This window comes from Streptomyces sp. NPDC051907 (genome assembly GCF_040681075.1).
Taxonomy (GTDB): domain Bacteria; phylum Actinomycetota; class Actinomycetes; order Streptomycetales; family Streptomycetaceae; genus Streptomyces.
The window spans coordinates 1-16,018 of record NZ_JBFAYB010000073.1; the positions used below are offsets into that span (position 1 = coordinate 1).

The window sequence follows — 16,018 nt, forward strand, 5'->3', positions numbered from 1 at the left end:
GGGGTCGACCCGCGCGATGTGTTCTTCGAGCTCGGCAGGCGGCAGGCCATCGCCGGCCAGGAGGACTTGATCGTCGACGTCGTGGCCGAGCTGAGAGCAGCGGCACGGCCTCGGCGACGGGCAGCAGCACGGCGGGCACGGTGCGGGCGCGGACGCCGTCGCCGTCGCCGTCGCCGTCGGGGCAGACCACTTCGAGCTGGCCGTCGGCGCCCTCGAGCCGGTCGCCGCCGTCGGGGTCCCAGAACGCGACCCGCCCCTGACGCGGCAGCTCCGCCGGAACGAAGACCGCGGCGCAGCTGTGCAGGGTCTCCCAGGTCACCGGGTCACCTCCGTCCCGTCGATCGCGTCCGATGTGCTGGATCTCCGACCTTACGGGTGGGGTCTGACAACGACCGCCGAGCGCCTGCGCCGCCTGCCCCAGCGCGCCTTCGGCACTGGTCTCAGCGCACCCCGTCCCAGAGCTCCCGCTCCCGCCCGCGCGGGTCCGGCGCCGCCCCGGACTCCTCGTCGAAGATCATCGTCGTGCGCGCTCCGGCCGGGTCGTACGCCTCCCATCCGGGGTCCCCCGTCGTCGCGAACGCCGCCCACGCCCCGTGCATCGCATCGGCCACGCCCTGCGGCGGCCGCTCGCCGATCACCGGGGCGTACGAAGGCTCGCTCAGGTTGTCGAAGACGAACGCGAGCTCGCAGGCGTGGCACGCGCCCAGCCGGCCGTCGAAGCGGGGCGAGCGCCAGGCGAACTCGTACATGTACGAACCGGGGACGGCCTCGGCGAGCCGGATCGCGGGTATCCGGTAGAACCAGTCCGTGGCCACCGCGTCGAAGATCTCCCCGGGCACGGCCCCCGGCCTGCTGTCGCGGTAGACCGGAAGCGCGACGTCCGGATCGAGGCCGTACGCCTGCGCGGTCGCCCGCAGCTTCCGCTCGGGCAGCACCTCCAGCCGCTCGGTGGGGACCAGGAACAGCCGGTACTCCTCGCGGTTGCTGCCCACCAGCAGCTGCACTCCGCACTCGGGGCCGGGCAGCGCGAGCCCTGGCGCGACCGGCTCGAACTGCATCATGTTGAGCGCCGCCTCGCCCCATCGGGCGGGGTCGGGCCGCGCGCCGATCTCCGCGCGGAGCTCCGCCTGGGCGGGGAGCAGCTTCTCCATCGGAACCCCGGCGAAGGCCTCGGACGTCGGCTCGGCGAGGCCCAGCTTCTCCGCGAGCCGTGCCGTGATCAGCCGCGCGGACGCGGGCCGCAGGAAGTGGTGCGCCGCGCCGCTCTGGAGGATCGCCCGCCCGAACAGCCCGCCCGCCCGCTCGGTGCTCAGCAGGACGCCGATGCTCATCGCGCCCGCCGACTCGCCGCACACGGTCACCCGGTCCGGATCGCCGCCGAACGCGGCGATGTTGTCCCGCACCCACTCCAGCGCCGCGATCTGGTCGAGCAGCCCGCGGTTGTCGGGCGCGCCGTCGAGATGGAGGAAGCCCTCCGCTCCCAGGCGGTAGTTGAGCGTCACGCAGACGACTCCGTCGCGCGCGAAGGCGCTGCCGTCGTACGCGGGGGCGGAGCCGGAGCCGTTCGCGAACGACCCGCCGTGCAGCCACACCAGCACCGGCAGCCGCGCGCCGGGGCCGGGCGACGGCGTCCATACGTTGAGGTTGAGGAAGCCGTCGCCGGGGATCGAGTCCTCCGGTATCAGCGCGTCGAAGGGCGGTGCGTACGGGGCTTTCGGCGCGGTCGGCCCGTACGCGGTCGCATCGCGTACGCCGGTCCACGGCTCGGGCGGGCCCGGCGGCGCGAACCGGTGCGCTCTCGCGTACTCGATGCCCAGGAAGGCAGCCGCCCCCGACGGGGTGAGACGGCCGCGGACCGCGCCTTGGCGGGTGGTGCACACGGGTTCGCTCTGCGTCATGGCTCCCAGCCTGCCCCGGACGGGTGCTCCTCGCACAGAGCGCGTCGGGCGGCGGGCCGCCGCGTCCGGGCGGCGCGGGGGCCTGCGCGGTCTCATGCGGCGGGCGGCATGGCCTGGGGCGGCGACGGCGGCTGGATCTGCGGCGGAGCCTCGGCCGGGGGCGCGGCCTCGATCCCGGGGGCCTCGGGCGCGTCCGCGGGGCGTTCCTCCAGGGCCTCCGGCTGCGGCTGCGACTGCCCGAGCTGCGACGGGCCCGGCTGCGGCTCGCCCGCCTGCTGCTGGCCCGCCTGCTGCTGGCCCGGCTCCGGCTGTCCGGGCTGCTGCGGGGCGGCGCGCTCGAGGAAGCGCAGGAGCTCGACCGGGAAGGGCAGGACCAGCGTCGAGTTCTTCTCGGCGGCGACGGCGACCACGGTCTGCAGGAGCCTCAGCTGGAGGGCCGCCGGCTGCTCGGACATCACGCCCGCCGCCTCGGCCAGCTTCTTCGACGCCTGGAGCTCCGCGTCGGCGTTGATGACACGCGCCCGCCGCTCGCGGTCCGCCTCCGCCTGACGCGCCATAGAGCGCTTCATGGCCTCGGGCAGCGACACGTCCTTGATCTCCACCCGGTCGATCTGGACGCCCCATCCCATGGCCGGGCTGTCGATCATCAACTCCAGGCCCTGGTTCAGCTTCTCGCGGTTCGACAGCAGATCGTCCAGGTCGCTCTTGCCGATGATCGACCGCAGCGAGGTCTGCGCCATCTGGGACACCGCGAAGCGGTAGTCCTCCACCTGCACGACCGCGTCCGCCGCGTCGATGACCTTGAAGTAGATCACCGCGTCCACGCGGACCGTCACGTTGTCCCGCGTGATCCCGTCCTGGGCCGGCACCGGCATGGTCACGATCTGCATGTTGACCTTACGGAGCCGGTCGAACCCGGGGACGATCATGGTGAAGCCCGGTCCTCGGATCTCGTGGCGCAGCCGGCCGAGACGGAAGACCACGCCCCGTTCGTACTGCTTGACCACTTTGGCCGCGGCCAGCACGTACACCACACAGCCTGCGGCGGCCGCTACTCCCGCAGCCACCAGCTCCTCGACCATCAGGGCACCCCCAACCGTGCGAGCTGCTGTCGAGCCGGATGCTCTCTACCACGGTATGCCCGAGTTGCCCGAAGGGTCGAGTCTCACGGGGGCCCTGTGGGGGCGGCGGAGCGGAGTGTGCGGGTCGCCCCCGCTGGAGGCTTCGTCCTCAAGCGCCGGACGGGCTGGATGTGCGGGTCGCCCCGGCCCAAGGCCTCGTCCTCAAACGCCGGACCGGCTGAAGGTGCGGGTCGCCCCGGCCGAGGGCTTCGTCCTCAAACGCCGGACGGGCTGGATTGGTCGCCCCGGCCGAGGGCTCGTCCTCAAGCGGCGGACGGGCTGGGTGTGCGGGTCGCCCCCGCCGAGGTCTCGTCCTCAAGCGCCGGACGGGCTGGATTGGTCGCCCTGGCCGAGGGCTCGTCCTCAAACGCCGGACGGGCTGAAAGTGCGGGACACCCCCAGCCAAGGCTTCGTCCTCGAGCGCCGGACGGGCTGGGTGTGCGTGGGGCGGCGGGCTGGATGTGCCCCGGGCCCTGGCCGCTCACAACTCGAACCAGCCGTGGCCGCCGTACCAGTGGCGGCCCGATCGTAGGTGGTCGCCGATTGCGCGTTGGAGCGAGGTGTGGCGTGGCAGGGCGGCGGGTGGGAGGTCGGGGTCGCCGAAGACGAAGCCGACCGGGGCGTCGTCCTCCGGCTCCTTCGTCTCGTACGCCGTCCGAAAGCGCTGCTGGAAGCGGACGATGTTGGAGTCCGGCGGCAGATACTCGGCGAGCTGGCGGTCGAGCAGCCAGGAGTGGCAGACGGCGGCCCGGTAGGGCTCCTCCGGGAAGCACCGTGCGAAGAACTCCTCGCCCGGGCGATCGAGCGGTCGCAGGCGGCCGGCGTGATCGGCCCCAGACAGTCGGGGATGTGCACGCTCAGACACGGGTCCTCGGGCCCGAGGGGCAGGCCGGCCGCGCGCACCGCCTCCCCGGTGCGTCCGCCGAGCCGCGCCCGCTCGAACTGCAGCCGCCCCAACTGGTAGATCTCGCCCCGGAAGTGGAGTCCGATCCATCCCGGGATCAGGAGCCCGCCCGTGCCGCGCCGGCGCCTATGGACGGCCATCTGGCGGCCGAGGTCGGCGAGCGTGCGGCGCGACACCTCGTCCGGCACGGAGCGCTCGCGGTGGTACGCCCGTACGGCGGGCAGCGCGGCGACGAACACGAACACCGGGAAGTACCGCCCGACCGGCCCCGGCTCGCCCTGCAGCCAGGTGAGCCTGCCGCCTCGGTCGACCTCTCCGATGTCCTGGACCAGCGCCCCCACGTCCGACTCCAGCAGCCGGCGCAGCCCCGGGTCGGACGTCATCCGCTCGCGCAGCGCGAGGAGTTCGTTGACGTCCTCGTGCGGCACGGCCAGGTCCAGCAGCGCCTCGGCGAGCTCCTCCTCCTGCGGCAGTTCGATCGCTGCACGGGTCACGTGGGCTCCTCGCCTGCGGGGTCGGGGCGTCCTGTCGAGGGCGTCGGATCGCGGCCCGCCGAGCGCGCCGCGGCGGTGCCCGGCGGGTGCATCCTGGACTGGAGGACGCGATTGCCATGCGCACTGGGAGTGAGCCGACGACCGCACGCAGTCCTCTGCGACTGCGGCTGTGGCTGAGTATCTGGGGCCTGATCTGGGCCGCCGCGGGCACGGCGGCCTTCGCGCTGGTCGGCCGCCCCGGCTGGGCGGCGGCCTGCGGGGTGCTGTTCGTGATCGTCGCGGTCGATCTGGTCATGGTGGCGCGCCATATCCGCCAGGGCCCGCACTACCAGCCGGGCCGGGACATCCCGCCGTACGAGCCGGATCACGGCGGCACAGGACAACGGCCGGCCACAGGACAACGGCGCGACGCCGGCCGTGGCGGTCTAGGTCGTGGCGGTCCGCAGCCGGGGCACGGGAGGTAGCTCCAGGCTGGCCGACCGTCAGGCCTGCGAGTCGAAGCGCGCGGCCTTCAGATACTCCGGATTCGGATCGAGCGCCGCGGCCAGCCGGAAGTGGCGCTGGGCCTGCTCGGCCCGGCCGGACCGCTCGAAGGTGCGGGCCAGCGCGAAGTGGGCGAAGGCGTTGTCGGGCTCGCGCTCCAGGACCAGCTCGAACTCAAGCTCGGCCGGGCGCAGTTGGGCGGCGGCGAAGAAGGCGCGGGCGCGCAGCAGCCGGGCCGCCGTGTTCTCGGGGTGGGCCGCGATCACCGAGTCCAGTAGCTTCACGGCGCCACGTGGATCCCTCGCGGCGAGCAACTGCTCGGCCGCGCGGAAGTCGATGACGTGCGTCTGCGGGTTCCTCTTGGGCACGGTGGCATCCTTCCCCTCGCTGAACGGTTCCAACACGGGCCCTGTCAGGGGTATTCCGATGAGCTGCCCGGAGGCGTGATGGCACTCCCGGGTCGGCTCGCCCACGCACGCGCAGATCGGCTCAGGAGCCGGCGCCCGCCTCCGCCGCCCTGCGGTTCAGCTCCTCCCAGACCTTCCGCACCTGCGGCTCCAGGCTCTCCAGCGGGCCGTCGTTGTCGACGACGAGGTCGGCGACCGCGCGGCGCTGCTCCCGGGTGGCCTGCGCCGCCATCCGCGCCCGGGCCTCGGACTCGGCCATCTTGCGCAGCCGTACCAGCCGGTCGAGCTGCGTCTCGGTCGACGCGTCCACCACGACCACCACGTCGTACAGTCCGGCCAGGCCGTTCTCCGTCAGCAGCGGCACATCGTGGACGACGACCGCGTCGGGCCCGGCCGCGGCCTCGAGCTCCTTGGAGCGCGCGCCGACCAGCGGATGGACGATCTGGTTGAGCACGGCCAGCCGCTCGGGGTCGGCGAAGACGATCGAGCCGAGCTTGGGGCGGTCCAGGGCGCCGTCGGCGGTGAGGATCTCGGGGCCGAAGGCGTCGACGACGGCCGCGAGCCCGGGCGTTCCGGGCTCGACGACCTCGCGGGCGATCTTGTCGGCGTCGACCAGGACGGCGCCGTACGAGGCGAGAAGACGGGAGACTTCGCTCTTGCCGGCGCCGATTCCACCGGTCAGGCCCACGGTCAGCATGAGCCGCAGCCTACGCGAGCGCTATAGCCGTCCCCAGACCCCCTCCGCTCCCCTGGACCCGCACATCCCCTATAGCGGCCGCGCCCCCGCGCGCCCTATAGCGGCCGCCCCACAACGCCCCGCCGGATCCGGATCTCAGCCCTCGCCCTCGCGCTCCGCGAGGAAGCGCTCGAACTCCCGGCCGAGCTCGTCGGCGGAGGGCAGGTCCACCGGCTCCGCGACCAGGCTGCCTCGCGTCTCCGCGCCGGCCATCGCGTCGTACTGGTGCTCAAGTCCCTGCACCAGCGCGACCAGTTCCTCGTCGCCCTCGCCGATCTGGCGCTCGATCTCGGTCTGGGTGCGGTGCGCCTCGGTGCGCAGCGAGTGCGCGACCGTCGGCAGCACCAGCCCGGTCGCTGCCGTGATCGCCTCCAGGGCGGTCAGCGCGGCGTCCGGGTAGGAGGAGCGGGCGACGTAGTGCGGCACATGCGCGGCCACGCCGAGGACGTCGTGCCCGGACTCCATCAGGCGGTACTCGACCAGCGACTCCGCGCTGCCGGGGACCTGCGCCTCGTCGAAGGGGCTGCGGTGGCCCGGCATCAGGTCCGTGCGGTTGCCGTGCGGGGTGAGTCCCACCGGGCGGGTGTGCGGGACGCCCATGGGGATGCCGTGGAAGTTGACCGCGAGCCGCACTCCGAGCCGCTCGATGATCTGCCGCACGGCGGCGGCGAAGCGCTCCCACTCCACGTCCGGCTCGGGTCCGGACAGCAGCAGGAACGGCGCGCCCGTCGCGTCCTGCACCAAGCGGACCTCGATCGCCGGGGTCTCGTACCCGGCCCAGCGGTCGCGGCGGAAGGTGAGCAGCGGGCGGCGGGCGCGGTAGTCCACGAGTCTGTCGTGGTCGAAGCGGGCCACTACTTGGTGGGGAAGGGTCTCCAGCAGGTTGTCGACGATCTGCTCACCCGTCTCGCCCGCGTCGATGTATCCGTCGAAGTGGTACAGCATGACCAGGCCGGCCGATTCCTGCGCGAGCGCCATGTCGACGACCGCGAGGCCCTTCGGCTCCCATTCGTACAATCCCTGCGGATCAAGCACGATTACCGCTCCTCCTCGTGTCCACACAGGAGAACGTGCGCTGGGGCAACGGCATTCCCGCGAGGGCGCGATCTCGAGGAGTTCGATCAAGGATTTCGATCAAGAAACGGGGAGCGCGCACCCGCAGGCGCGCGGAACGCGAGTAGGGCCCGCTCCCCAGGGGGAGCGGGCCCTACTCTCAGCTAGTCGCAGGCTGACGTGTCAGAGCTTCAGCTCTGGCCGCCCGCCAGCTTCTCGCGCAGGGCGGCCAGCGCCTCGTCCGACGCCAGGGCGCCGGAGTTGTCGTCCGACTCCGAGGAGTACGAACCACCCGAGACGCCCGCACCGGCGTTGCCACCGGCGGCCGGGGCGGCAGCGCCCTCGGCGGCAGCGGCCTCGTCGGCCTCGCGGGACTTGATGACCTGGGCCTGGTGCTGCTCGAAGCGCTGCTGCGCCTCGGCGTACTGGCCCTCCCAAGCCTCGCGCTGGGTCTCGAAGCCCTCGAGCCAGTCGTTGGTCTCGGGGTCGAAGCCCTCGGGGTAGATGTAGTTGCCCTGGTCGTCGTACGACGCGGCCATGCCGTACAGGGTCGGGTCGAACTCGACCGAGGCCGGGTCGGCGCCGAAGGACTCGTTGGCCTGCTTCAGCGACAGCGAGATCCGGCGACGCTCGAGGTCGATGTCGATGACCTTGACGAAGATCTCGTCGTTGACCTGGACGACCTGCTCCGGGATCTCCACGTGGCGCTCGGCCAGCTCGGAGATGTGGACCAGACCCTCGATGCCCTCGTCCACGCGGACGAACGCACCGAACGGAACCAGCTTGGTGACCTTGCCCGGGACGACCTGGCCGATCTGGTGGGTCCGGGCGAACTGCTGCCACGGGTCTTCCTGCGTCGCCTTGAGCGACAGGGAGACGCGCTCGCGGTCCATGTCGACGTCGAGAACCTCGACGGTGACTTCCTGGCCGACCTCGACAACCTCGGAGGGGTGGTCGATGTGCTTCCAGGAGAGCTCGGAGACGTGGACGAGGCCGTCGACGCCGCCGAGGTCCACGAAGGCGCCGAAGTTGACGATCGAGGAGACGACGCCGGAGCGGACCTGACCCTTCTGCAGGGTGGTGAGGAACGTCTGGCGAACCTCGGACTGGGTCTGCTCGAGCCAGGCGCGGCGGGACAGGACCACGTTGTTGCGGTTCTTGTCCAGCTCGATGATCTTCGCCTCGAGCTCCTTGCCCACGTAGGGCTGGAGGTCGCGGACACGGCGCATCTCGACGAGAGATGCCGGCAGGAAGCCACGGAGGCCGATGTCGAGGATGAGACCACCCTTGACGACCTCGATGACGGTGCCGGTGACGATGCCGTCCTCTTCCTTGATCTTCTCGATGGTGCCCCAGGCACGCTCGTACTGAGCGCGCTTCTTCGAGAGGATCAGGCGGCCTTCCTTGTCCTCCTTCTGGAGAACCAGGGCCTCGATCTCGTCGCCGACCTTGACGACCTCGTTCGGGTCGACGTCGTGCTTGATCGAGAGCTCGCGGCTCGGGATGACACCTTCGGTCTTGTAACCGATGTCGAGCAGGACCTCGTCCCGGTCGACCTTCACGATGACGCCGTCGACGATGTCGCCGTCGTTGAAGTACTTGATCGTCTCGTCGATCGCGGCGAGGAAGGCTTCCTCGTTACCGATGTCGTTGACCGCTACCTGCGGGGTGGTGGCGGTGGTCTCGGTGCTGCTCGTCATGTGGGAAAGGGCTCCGGTACGGACAGTGAGTCGTAGGTACTGCTACGCCGAGAGCCCGTATCGCAGCTGTAGAAGCCGGACAGCTTTGGAAGCGCCTCCCCAGCCAGCGGGGGACGCCTCGTGAACCGAGGGGACATACATACAGATGCGAGCGCGGCCTGCTCTGTCTGAAGCGCGCAGGCCCGCAGCGCAACTTGTAGCATACGGGGGCAGCCGGAGGCGGTCAATGCGCGAAGGCGCACACCCGGGGCGGAACGCCCTATACCCGGCACAACTAATGTTTGCCGAGGCCACCATGGGCCCTCCGGTCGCCATCGGCGCGCTGGACGCAAACTACAACGACGGTGACGATGATCCAAGATTTCGAGCCGGAGGCGACTCGCCGTGACACCGGCGACGCGGAGAGCAGCCACGCCAGTCGCGGCTGGTGGGACCGGAACGCCGACGAGTACCAGAGCGAGCACGGCGCGTTCCTGGGGGACGACCGCTTCGTCTGGGGACCCGAGGGCCTCGACGAGGCCGAGGCGCGTCTCCTGGGCCCCGCCGGGTCGCTGAAGGGCCTGGACGTGCTGGAGATCGGCGCGGGCGCGGCGCAGTGCTCGCGCTGGCTGGCCGCGCAGGGCGCGCGCCCGGTCGCCCTGGACCTCTCGCACCGCCAGCTCCAGCACGCGCTGCGGATCGGCGGCGACGCCGGCCGCGTACCGCTGGTGGAGGCGGACGCGGGGGCGCTGCCCTTCGCGGACGGCGCCTTCGACCTGGTGTGCTCGGCGTACGGCGCGGTGCCCTTCGTGGCCGACCCGGCGGCGGTGTTCCGCGAGGTCAGACGGGTCCTGCGGCCGGGCGGGCGGTGGGTCTTCTCCGTCACGCACCCGATCCGGTGGGCCTTCCCCGACGAGCCCGGGCCCGAGGGGCTCACCGTGGCCGCCTCCTACTTCGACCGCACCCCGTACGTCGAGCAGGACGAGCAGGGGCGCGCCGTCTATGTGGAGCACCACCGCACGATCGGCGACCGGGTGCGGGACGTGGTGGCCGGAGGCTTCCGGCTGGCGGACCTGGTCGAGCCGGAGTGGCCGGCCTGGAACAGCCAGGAGTGGGGCGGCTGGTCCCCGCTGCGCGGAAACCTGATCCCGGGGACGGCGATCTTCGTCTGCGTACGAGACTGAGCGTGTGATCCGCGAAGACGCCCTGGCCCAGCTGCCCGTACGCACCGCCCTGCCCGCCCTGCGCCACGCGCTGGAGGAGCACGGGTGCGCCGTGCTGTGCGCGCCGCCGGGAACCGGCAAGACCACGCTGGTTCCGCTGGCTCTGGCCGAGCGCGGCGCGCGGGTCGTGGTCGCCGAGCCCCGGCGGATCGCGGCGCGGGCGGCGGCCCGCCGGATGGCGTGGCTGCTCGGGGAGGAGGTCGGCCGGCGCGTCGGCTTCACCGTGCGCGGGGAGCGCGCGGTGGGGCGCGAGACGGTGGTCGAGGTGGTGACCACCGGCGTGCTGCTTCAGCGGCTCCAGCGGGACCAGGAGCTCGCGGGCGTCGACGTGGTGATGATCGACGAGTGCCATGAGCGGCATCTGGACGCCGACACGACGGCCGCGTTCCTGCTGGACGTGCGGGCCGCGCTCCGGCCCGAGCTGCGGCTGGTGGCCGCCTCGGCGACCACGGACGCGCAGGGCTGGGCGCGGCTGCTCGGGGACGCGCCGGTCGTCGAGGCGCAGGGCGTGTCCCATCCGGTTCAGACGGTGTGGGCGCCGCCGGCGAGGCCGGTCAGACCGCCGCACGGGATGCGGGTGGATCCGGCGCTGCTGACGCATGTGGCGTCCGTGGTGCGGCGGGCGCTGGCCGAGCGCACCGGGGACGTGCTGTGTTTTCTGCCCGGGGTCGGGGAGATCGGGCGGGTCGCGGGAATGCTGGGCGGCGTGGACGCCGAGGTGCTCCAGGTCCATGGGCGGGCGCCGGCGGCCGTGCAGGACGCGGTGCTGGCGCCGGGGCGGGGGCGCCGGGTGGTGCTGGCGACCTCGGTGGCGGAGTCCTCGCTGACCGTGCCCGGCGTGCGGGTCGTGGTCGACTCGGGGCTCGCCCGCGAGCCGCGCACCGATCACGCCCGCGGGCTGAGCGCGCTGACGACGGTCCGGGCGTCGCAGGCGGCGTCCCGGCAGCGAGCGGGGCGTGCGGGGCGCGAGGCGCCGGGCGCGGTGTACCGGTGCTGGACCGAGGCGGAGGACGGGCGCCTCGCCCGCTTCCCCTCGCCCGAGATCAAGGTCGCTGACCTCGCGGCGTTCGCGCTGCAGGCCGCGTGCTGGGGCGATCCGTCGGCCTCGGGTCTGGCGCTGCTCGACGCTCCCCCGGCGGGCGCGCTGGCCGCGGCGCGTGCGGTGCTGACCGCCGTCGGCGCGGTGGACGCGAGCGGGCGGGCGACCGAGCGGGGCGCCCGGATGTCGCGGCTGGGCGTCCATCCCCGTCTCGCGCGTGCGCTCCTCGACGGCGCCGCGGAGGTGGGCGCGCGGCGGGCGGCCGAGGTGGTGGCGCTGCTGAGCGAGGAGCCGCCGAGGGAGTACGGGGACGATCTGGCGGCCGCCTGGCGCCGGGCCCGCCGCGGCGGCGACGCGTATTCCGCGCGCTGGCGGACGGAGGCGGGGCGGCTGGCGTCCGCGCTGTCGGACGTCCGGCGGTCGGCCGCCGGGCCGGGCGGGGCGGATTCCTCCCGTGCGGCGGACTCCTCCCGCGCGGCGGCCGACGACGCGGTCGCCGGGCTGGTCGTCGCGCTCGCCTTCCCCGAGCGTGTGGCGCGCGCCCGGGGCGCGGGGGCGTATCTCATGGCCTCGGGGACCGGGGGCGAGCTCGGCGACGGGTCGGCGCTGCGCAGTGCGCCGTGGCTGGCGGTCGCCGTCGCGGACCGGCCCGCGCACTCCGCCTCCGCCCGCATCCGCCTCGCCGCGGTCGTCGACGAGGAGACCGCGCGCAAGGCCGCCGCGCATCTGCTGGAGAGCGGCGAGGAGGTGCGCTGGGAGGGCGGGGACGTCGTGGCCAGGGAGGCCGAGCGGCTGGGGGCCGTCGAGCTCTCCGCACGCGCCCTGAAGAGCCCCGACTCCTCTCTTGTGCGCGCGGCGCTGCTGGACGGGCTGCGGCGCGAGGGGCTCGGGCTGCTGCGCTGGACGCGGGAGGCGGAGGGGCTGCGCGAGCGGCTCGCCTTCGTGCACCGGGTCAAGGGCGCGCCCTGGCCGGACGTCGGCGACGCGGCGCTGCTCGACCGGGCGGAAGAATGGCTGGAACCAGAGCTCTCCCGGGCCCGCCGGCGGGCCGATCTCGGGCGGATCCAGGCCGGGCAGGCGCTGCAGCGGCTGCTGCCGTGGGCGTCCGGCGAGGCGGCGCGGCTCGACGAGCTGGCGCCGGAGCGGATCGAGGTGCCGAGCGGCTCGCGGATCCGGGTGGAGTACGGCGGCCCGCAGCCCGTCCTCGCGGTCAAGCTCCAGGAGCTGTTCGGCCTGGCCGAGACGCCCACGGTGGCGGGGACGCCCGTGCTGGTGCATCTGCTCTCCCCGGCCGGGCGGCCGGCGGCGGTCACGGCGGATCTGGCGTCGTTCTGGAAGGACGGCTACCAGTCCGTGCGGGCGGAGCTGCGCGGCCGCTATCCCAAGCACCCCTGGCCGCAGGACCCGTCGACGGCGGAGGCCACCCGGCACACGAAGGCGCGTCTCGACCGGGGGTGAGGCGGCGCGGGCACGGGCGGCAGGCTCGTGCGTGCGAGCGACGGGCTGGTGTGCGCGGTCCGACAGGCGCATGCGCCCCGGGCGACGGGCGGGGCGGGCTCGTGCGCGCGAGCGACGAGCGGGGCAGGCTCATGCGCCTGGGCGAGCGGCGGGACAGGCTCGTACGCCCGGGCGGCAGACGGCATGCTCGTGCGCGCGGTCGGCAGGCTTGTGCCCGCGGGCGGCAGGCTCGTGCGACCAGGCGACAGGCGGGCGGGGGTCATGTGCGGGCGGCGGGTCCGCTCAGGCGTCGACCGGCTCCGGCTCGCGCTCGGCGGCGGGCTTCTGGGGCCGGCGGCCGCGGGCCTCCAGGACCAGCGAGAGCGTCAACAGTCCGCCGCCGAGCAGCAGGAAGCTCCAGGGCAGGTACGAGGTCATCAGCAGCACCAGCGTGCGCTGGGAGGAGACCAGGTCGACCGTGTAGTCCACGTAGTCCGGGCGCATCTTCACATGTCCGGCGAAGGCGGTGACCTTGTCCCGGCCGCCCAGCAGGGTGCCGCCGCGCAGCTCCTCCCGGTGGATCTCCTCGCCGTTGACCGGCGCCCCGGTGACCGGGTCGACCCAGAACATGCGCTTGGTGGTGTACCAGCGGGTGGTCCCCGTCTGCTTCTCCAGCGTGGCGGCGTCCACGCCCGGGATGGGCATCTCCTTGGGGTACGGGACCTTCGTCCACGGGATGGTCTGCTCGAAGTAGTAGACCGTGAGCCCGCGGAACTTCTGGGTGCCCTTGTAGTGGATGGGCGCGGACGTACGGGTCTGGGCGTCGAAGTACTCGTACGACCGCTTCTCGGTCAGGAACGGCCACTTGAACTCGATGCCCTCGCGCCGGACCGCCTCGCCGTCGACGCTCTCGCCGGTCGCGTGGACCGGGGCCTGGCTGTGCGCGTCGAAGATGTAGCGCTCGGGGAGCTTGGAGACCATCTTGCCGTCGGGGCCCTGGACGTAGGCGAGCGAGTCCCATACGACGACGTCGCGGCCGGCGCTGCGCTCGATCTTCTCGGACTCCTCCACATTGCCCTTGAGGGTCTGCACGATGGTGACCTTCTCGACCTGCTTGGCGGTGAGGGTGCCGTAGTCGAGGAGGGTCGCGGGCTTCGCCTCCAGCACCGTCTCCTGGTACTGGCCGGGCGGGATCTTCGCGAGCCGCGGGAAGGCGTACCAGCGCAGCAGCGGGGCGAGCGCGGCGAAGAAGACGGCGAAGGCGAGGAGTACGAGGCTCGCTCTGCGGCGCATGGTCTGGCCCTCCTGCTTCTCTGGGGCCGGCTACTTCTTGGGGCCGGGGACGGTGGTCAGCAGCGGCTTGGGCGAGGTCTCGCCGGCGGGCGCGCCGATCGCCGTGACGGTGAGGACGAGGGCCAGGGCGGCGGCCAGTCCGACGGCTGCGGCGACGAGGGCGCGCATGCGGGCCTCCCGGGGAGCGAGATCTGATACAGCGTCAGGTCGTCAGGGCTGGGGCACCGTAGCAATCGAGCCGCGAGATGAGAACAGATCGCGCCGACAACCGTCGTCGCACCGGCGGCACGACGGGCGCGGGGCGCGACGGACGCGGGGTGCGACGGGCGCGGGGGGCGCAACGCACTCGGGGGCGCGACAGGCCCAGAGGCGCGCCAGACCCAGGGGCGCCGCGGAACAGCGCACCGCCCCGCTGCCGGAGTCCGGCGGCGGGGCGGTGCGTCGCTGTGCGCTGTGTGCTGCCGGTCAGGCGGCGGGCGGCGCCTCGACCTTGAGCTCGACGGTCACGCTCACGCCGCCCTCGGCGGTGAGGCGGAGCAGGAACGTGCCCGTGGCCGTGTCCGCGTAGATCTTCGGGAGCTTCAGCAGGCCGTCGGCGTCGGTCTTCAGCTCGGCGAGCGTGCGGACCGGCTTGCCCTCGGCGTCCTTGAAGTAGGGGCCCTTGTCGTTGACGGCCGGGTCGTCGGCGGAGGTGATCATGGTGGCGGTCACCGCGACGCCGGACGCGACAGCGCCCTTGTACGTGGCCTTGACCTCGACGTCGTCCGCGAACTCCGCGCCGGGCGCGGCCGTCAGGGGCTTGTCGCCGGTCCTGGCGACGGCGTCGGCCGCGCGGGCCGTGACGGTCGCGGCGAAGTCGACCGCGGGCAGGCTGCGGCCCACGACGGTGGCCCGGACGGTGAACGCGCCGGCCTTCTCGCCCGCCGAGAGGGCGGGAGTCGTGGTGGTGCCGTCGGCGCGCGTGGCGAGGACGACGCTCTTCTTGGCGCCGGCGAACCGGGCCTCGGTGTCGCCGACGATCTCGAAGCGCACGGACTGTCCGGAGACCGTCTTGCCCGCGGCGTTCTTCACCCGGACCGTGGCACGCTCCGCGAACTCGCCTCCCGCCATGGCCGTCAGCTCGACCGCGCCCGCCTTCTCGATGCGGGTCACGGGAGACGGGGTCGGCTTGGGGTCGGGAGTCGGCTTCGGCGTGGGCTTCGGGTCGGGCGTGCCGGGCGTCGGCTTGGGGCCGGGCGCGTCAGGCGTGGGCTTCGGGTCCGGCGCGTCAGGCCTGGGCTTGGGCTGGGGCCGCGAGGGGCTGGGCGTGGGGTTGGGGGTCGGCGTGGGGCCCGAGCTGTCGGGGCCGTCGTCGACCGGCAGGACGCCGTCGCCGTCCGGGACCTCGTGGGTGCCGCGCTTGTAGTAGTCGAACCAGGACAGCACCGTGCGCAGGTATTCGCGCGAGTGGTTGTAGCCGAGGATCGCCCGGTCGAGCTGGTCCTTGACCGCCAGATCCCGGCCGTCGGCGCAGAGGTAGAGCCCTGCGGCGAGCGAGGCGTCGTAGATGTTGTTGGGGTCCTTGCGGCCGTCGTCGTTGGCGTCCTGGCCCCAGCGGGCCCAGGTCGACGGGATGAACTGCATCGGGCCGACCGCGCGGTCGTGCCGCGCGTCGCCGTCGTACTCGCCCTTGTCGGTGTCCTTGATATCGGCGAATCCGACGCCGTTGAGGACGGGGCCGAGGATCGGGGAGAGCGTGGTGCCGTTCGCGTCCACCCGGCCGCCGCGCGCCTGGCCGGACTCCACCTTGCCGATCGCGGCGAGCAGTTGCCAGGGCACATGGCAGCCCGGGTCCGTGCCGGCGATCTTCTGCTGGGCCTGCTTGTACGCCGCGAGGACGGTGGCCGGTATGCCCGACTCCGCCGCGCCCGTCGCGGGCAGATCTATGGAAGTGCCCGGTTTGTCGGGCGTCTTCAGCGGCGGAAGATCCGTGTAGTACGGGGAGTTGCCGGTGACGGGGACACCGGGCGGCGGGGTGGCGTCGACTGCCTCCTGGGAGCCGCCCGAGTGGGCGGACGAGACTCCTGGGGCCTGGGAGGCGGAGAGTGCGGCCACGGCGGCCGCGGCCACGGTGGCGGTGGTCGCCCCCCTGCGAAGTCGGCGGCCGAATTGCGCTGCCATACGTCTGTTTCCTCCCCGTCGACGGCCGTTCGCGCTCCCCTGCGCGGACCCACGTGACCCTACGGCAACATCGAGCCCCGGAACACAGCCC

The 16,018-nt window shown here is 73.1% G+C and carries 12 protein-coding genes and 2 pseudogenes; 4 read left to right on the top strand and 10 right to left on the bottom strand.

Annotation, left to right across the window (positions count from 1 at the left end; translation table 11 throughout):
• Positions 1 to 93, top strand: a pseudogene (locus AB0M39_RS29820) (hypothetical protein); the annotation flags it as partial.
• Positions 94 to 440: 347 nt separating this feature from the next.
• On the opposite strand, the gene AB0M39_RS29825 reads toward AB0M39_RS29820, so the two are convergent.
• From AB0M39_RS29825 to AB0M39_RS29835, 3 genes and pseudogenes are all read right to left on the bottom strand, one after another.
• Positions 441 to 1,898, bottom strand: coding sequence for a carboxylesterase family protein (locus AB0M39_RS29825; RefSeq protein ID WP_365369065.1), 1,458 nt, complete (start codon positions 1,896 to 1,898; stop codon positions 441 to 443).
• A gap of 92 nt (positions 1,899 to 1,990) precedes the next feature.
• Entirely contained in the window at positions 1,991 to 2,980 is a 990-nt protein-coding gene (locus AB0M39_RS29830) for a slipin family protein (protein ID WP_365369066.1), read from the bottom strand.
• Positions 2,981 to 3,500: 520 nt separating this feature from the next.
• Positions 3,501 to 4,417, bottom strand: a pseudogene (locus AB0M39_RS29835) (acyltransferase domain-containing protein).
• 116 nt (positions 4,418 to 4,533) lie between these two features.
• Between AB0M39_RS29835 and AB0M39_RS29840 the strand changes: the two are divergent.
• The gene (locus AB0M39_RS29840) at positions 4,534 to 4,881 is read left to right on the top strand and encodes a DUF6343 family protein (RefSeq protein WP_365369067.1); all 348 of its coding nucleotides are present in this window, start codon (positions 4,534 to 4,536) and stop codon (positions 4,879 to 4,881) included.
• 18 nt (positions 4,882 to 4,899) lie between these two features.
• Here the strand turns inward: AB0M39_RS29840 and AB0M39_RS29845 are convergent, their stop codons facing one another.
• From AB0M39_RS29845 to rpsA, 4 genes are all read right to left on the bottom strand, one after another.
• Positions 4,900 to 5,268 carry a tetratricopeptide repeat protein gene (locus AB0M39_RS29845; RefSeq protein WP_365369068.1) on the bottom strand — a complete coding sequence of 123 codons (369 nt, stop codon included), beginning with the start codon at positions 5,266 to 5,268 and terminating at the stop codon, positions 4,900 to 4,902.
• A 121-nt stretch (positions 5,269 to 5,389) separates the two neighbouring features.
• On the bottom strand, positions 5,390 to 6,004 hold the full coding sequence (gene coaE, locus AB0M39_RS29850; protein WP_365369069.1) for a dephospho-CoA kinase: 615 nt from the start codon (positions 6,002 to 6,004) through the stop codon (positions 5,390 to 5,392).
• 135 nt (positions 6,005 to 6,139) lie between these two features.
• On the bottom strand, positions 6,140 to 7,078 hold the full coding sequence (locus AB0M39_RS29855; RefSeq protein ID WP_365369070.1) for a PAC2 family protein: 939 nt from the start codon (positions 7,076 to 7,078) through the stop codon (positions 6,140 to 6,142).
• Positions 7,079 to 7,287: 209 nt separating this feature from the next.
• Entirely contained in the window at positions 7,288 to 8,796 is a 1,509-nt protein-coding gene (gene rpsA, locus AB0M39_RS29860) for a 30S ribosomal protein S1 (RefSeq protein WP_365369071.1), read from the bottom strand.
• A 350-nt stretch (positions 8,797 to 9,146) separates the two neighbouring features.
• Here rpsA and AB0M39_RS29865 point away from each other — a divergent pair, with 350 nt between their 5' ends.
• Both AB0M39_RS29865 and hrpB read left to right on the top strand, forming a co-directional pair.
• Positions 9,147 to 9,959 carry a class I SAM-dependent methyltransferase gene (locus AB0M39_RS29865; RefSeq protein WP_365369072.1) on the top strand — a complete coding sequence of 271 codons (813 nt, stop codon included), beginning with the start codon at positions 9,147 to 9,149 and terminating at the stop codon, positions 9,957 to 9,959.
• A gap of 4 nt (positions 9,960 to 9,963) precedes the next feature.
• Entirely contained in the window at positions 9,964 to 12,495 is a 2,532-nt protein-coding gene (gene hrpB / locus AB0M39_RS29870; RefSeq protein ID WP_365369073.1) for an ATP-dependent helicase HrpB, read from the top strand.
• Positions 12,496 to 12,777: 282 nt separating this feature from the next.
• Here hrpB and AB0M39_RS29875 read toward each other — a convergent pair whose 3' ends face one another.
• From AB0M39_RS29875 to AB0M39_RS29885, 3 genes are all read right to left on the bottom strand, one after another.
• A complete protein-coding gene (locus tag AB0M39_RS29875; protein WP_365369074.1) occupies positions 12,778 to 13,767 on the bottom strand; it encodes a DUF3068 domain-containing protein in 990 nt (329 codons plus the stop codon).
• Positions 13,768 to 13,797: 30 nt separating this feature from the next.
• Positions 13,798 to 13,935, bottom strand: a complete 138-nt coding sequence (locus AB0M39_RS29880) for an SPW_0924 family protein (protein ID WP_365369075.1) — start codon at positions 13,933 to 13,935, stop codon at positions 13,798 to 13,800.
• 297 nt (positions 13,936 to 14,232) lie between these two features.
• A complete protein-coding gene (locus tag AB0M39_RS29885) occupies positions 14,233 to 15,927 on the bottom strand; it encodes a lytic transglycosylase domain-containing protein (protein WP_365369076.1) in 1,695 nt (564 codons plus the stop codon).
• Between the last annotated feature and the right edge of the window lie 91 nt (positions 15,928 to 16,018).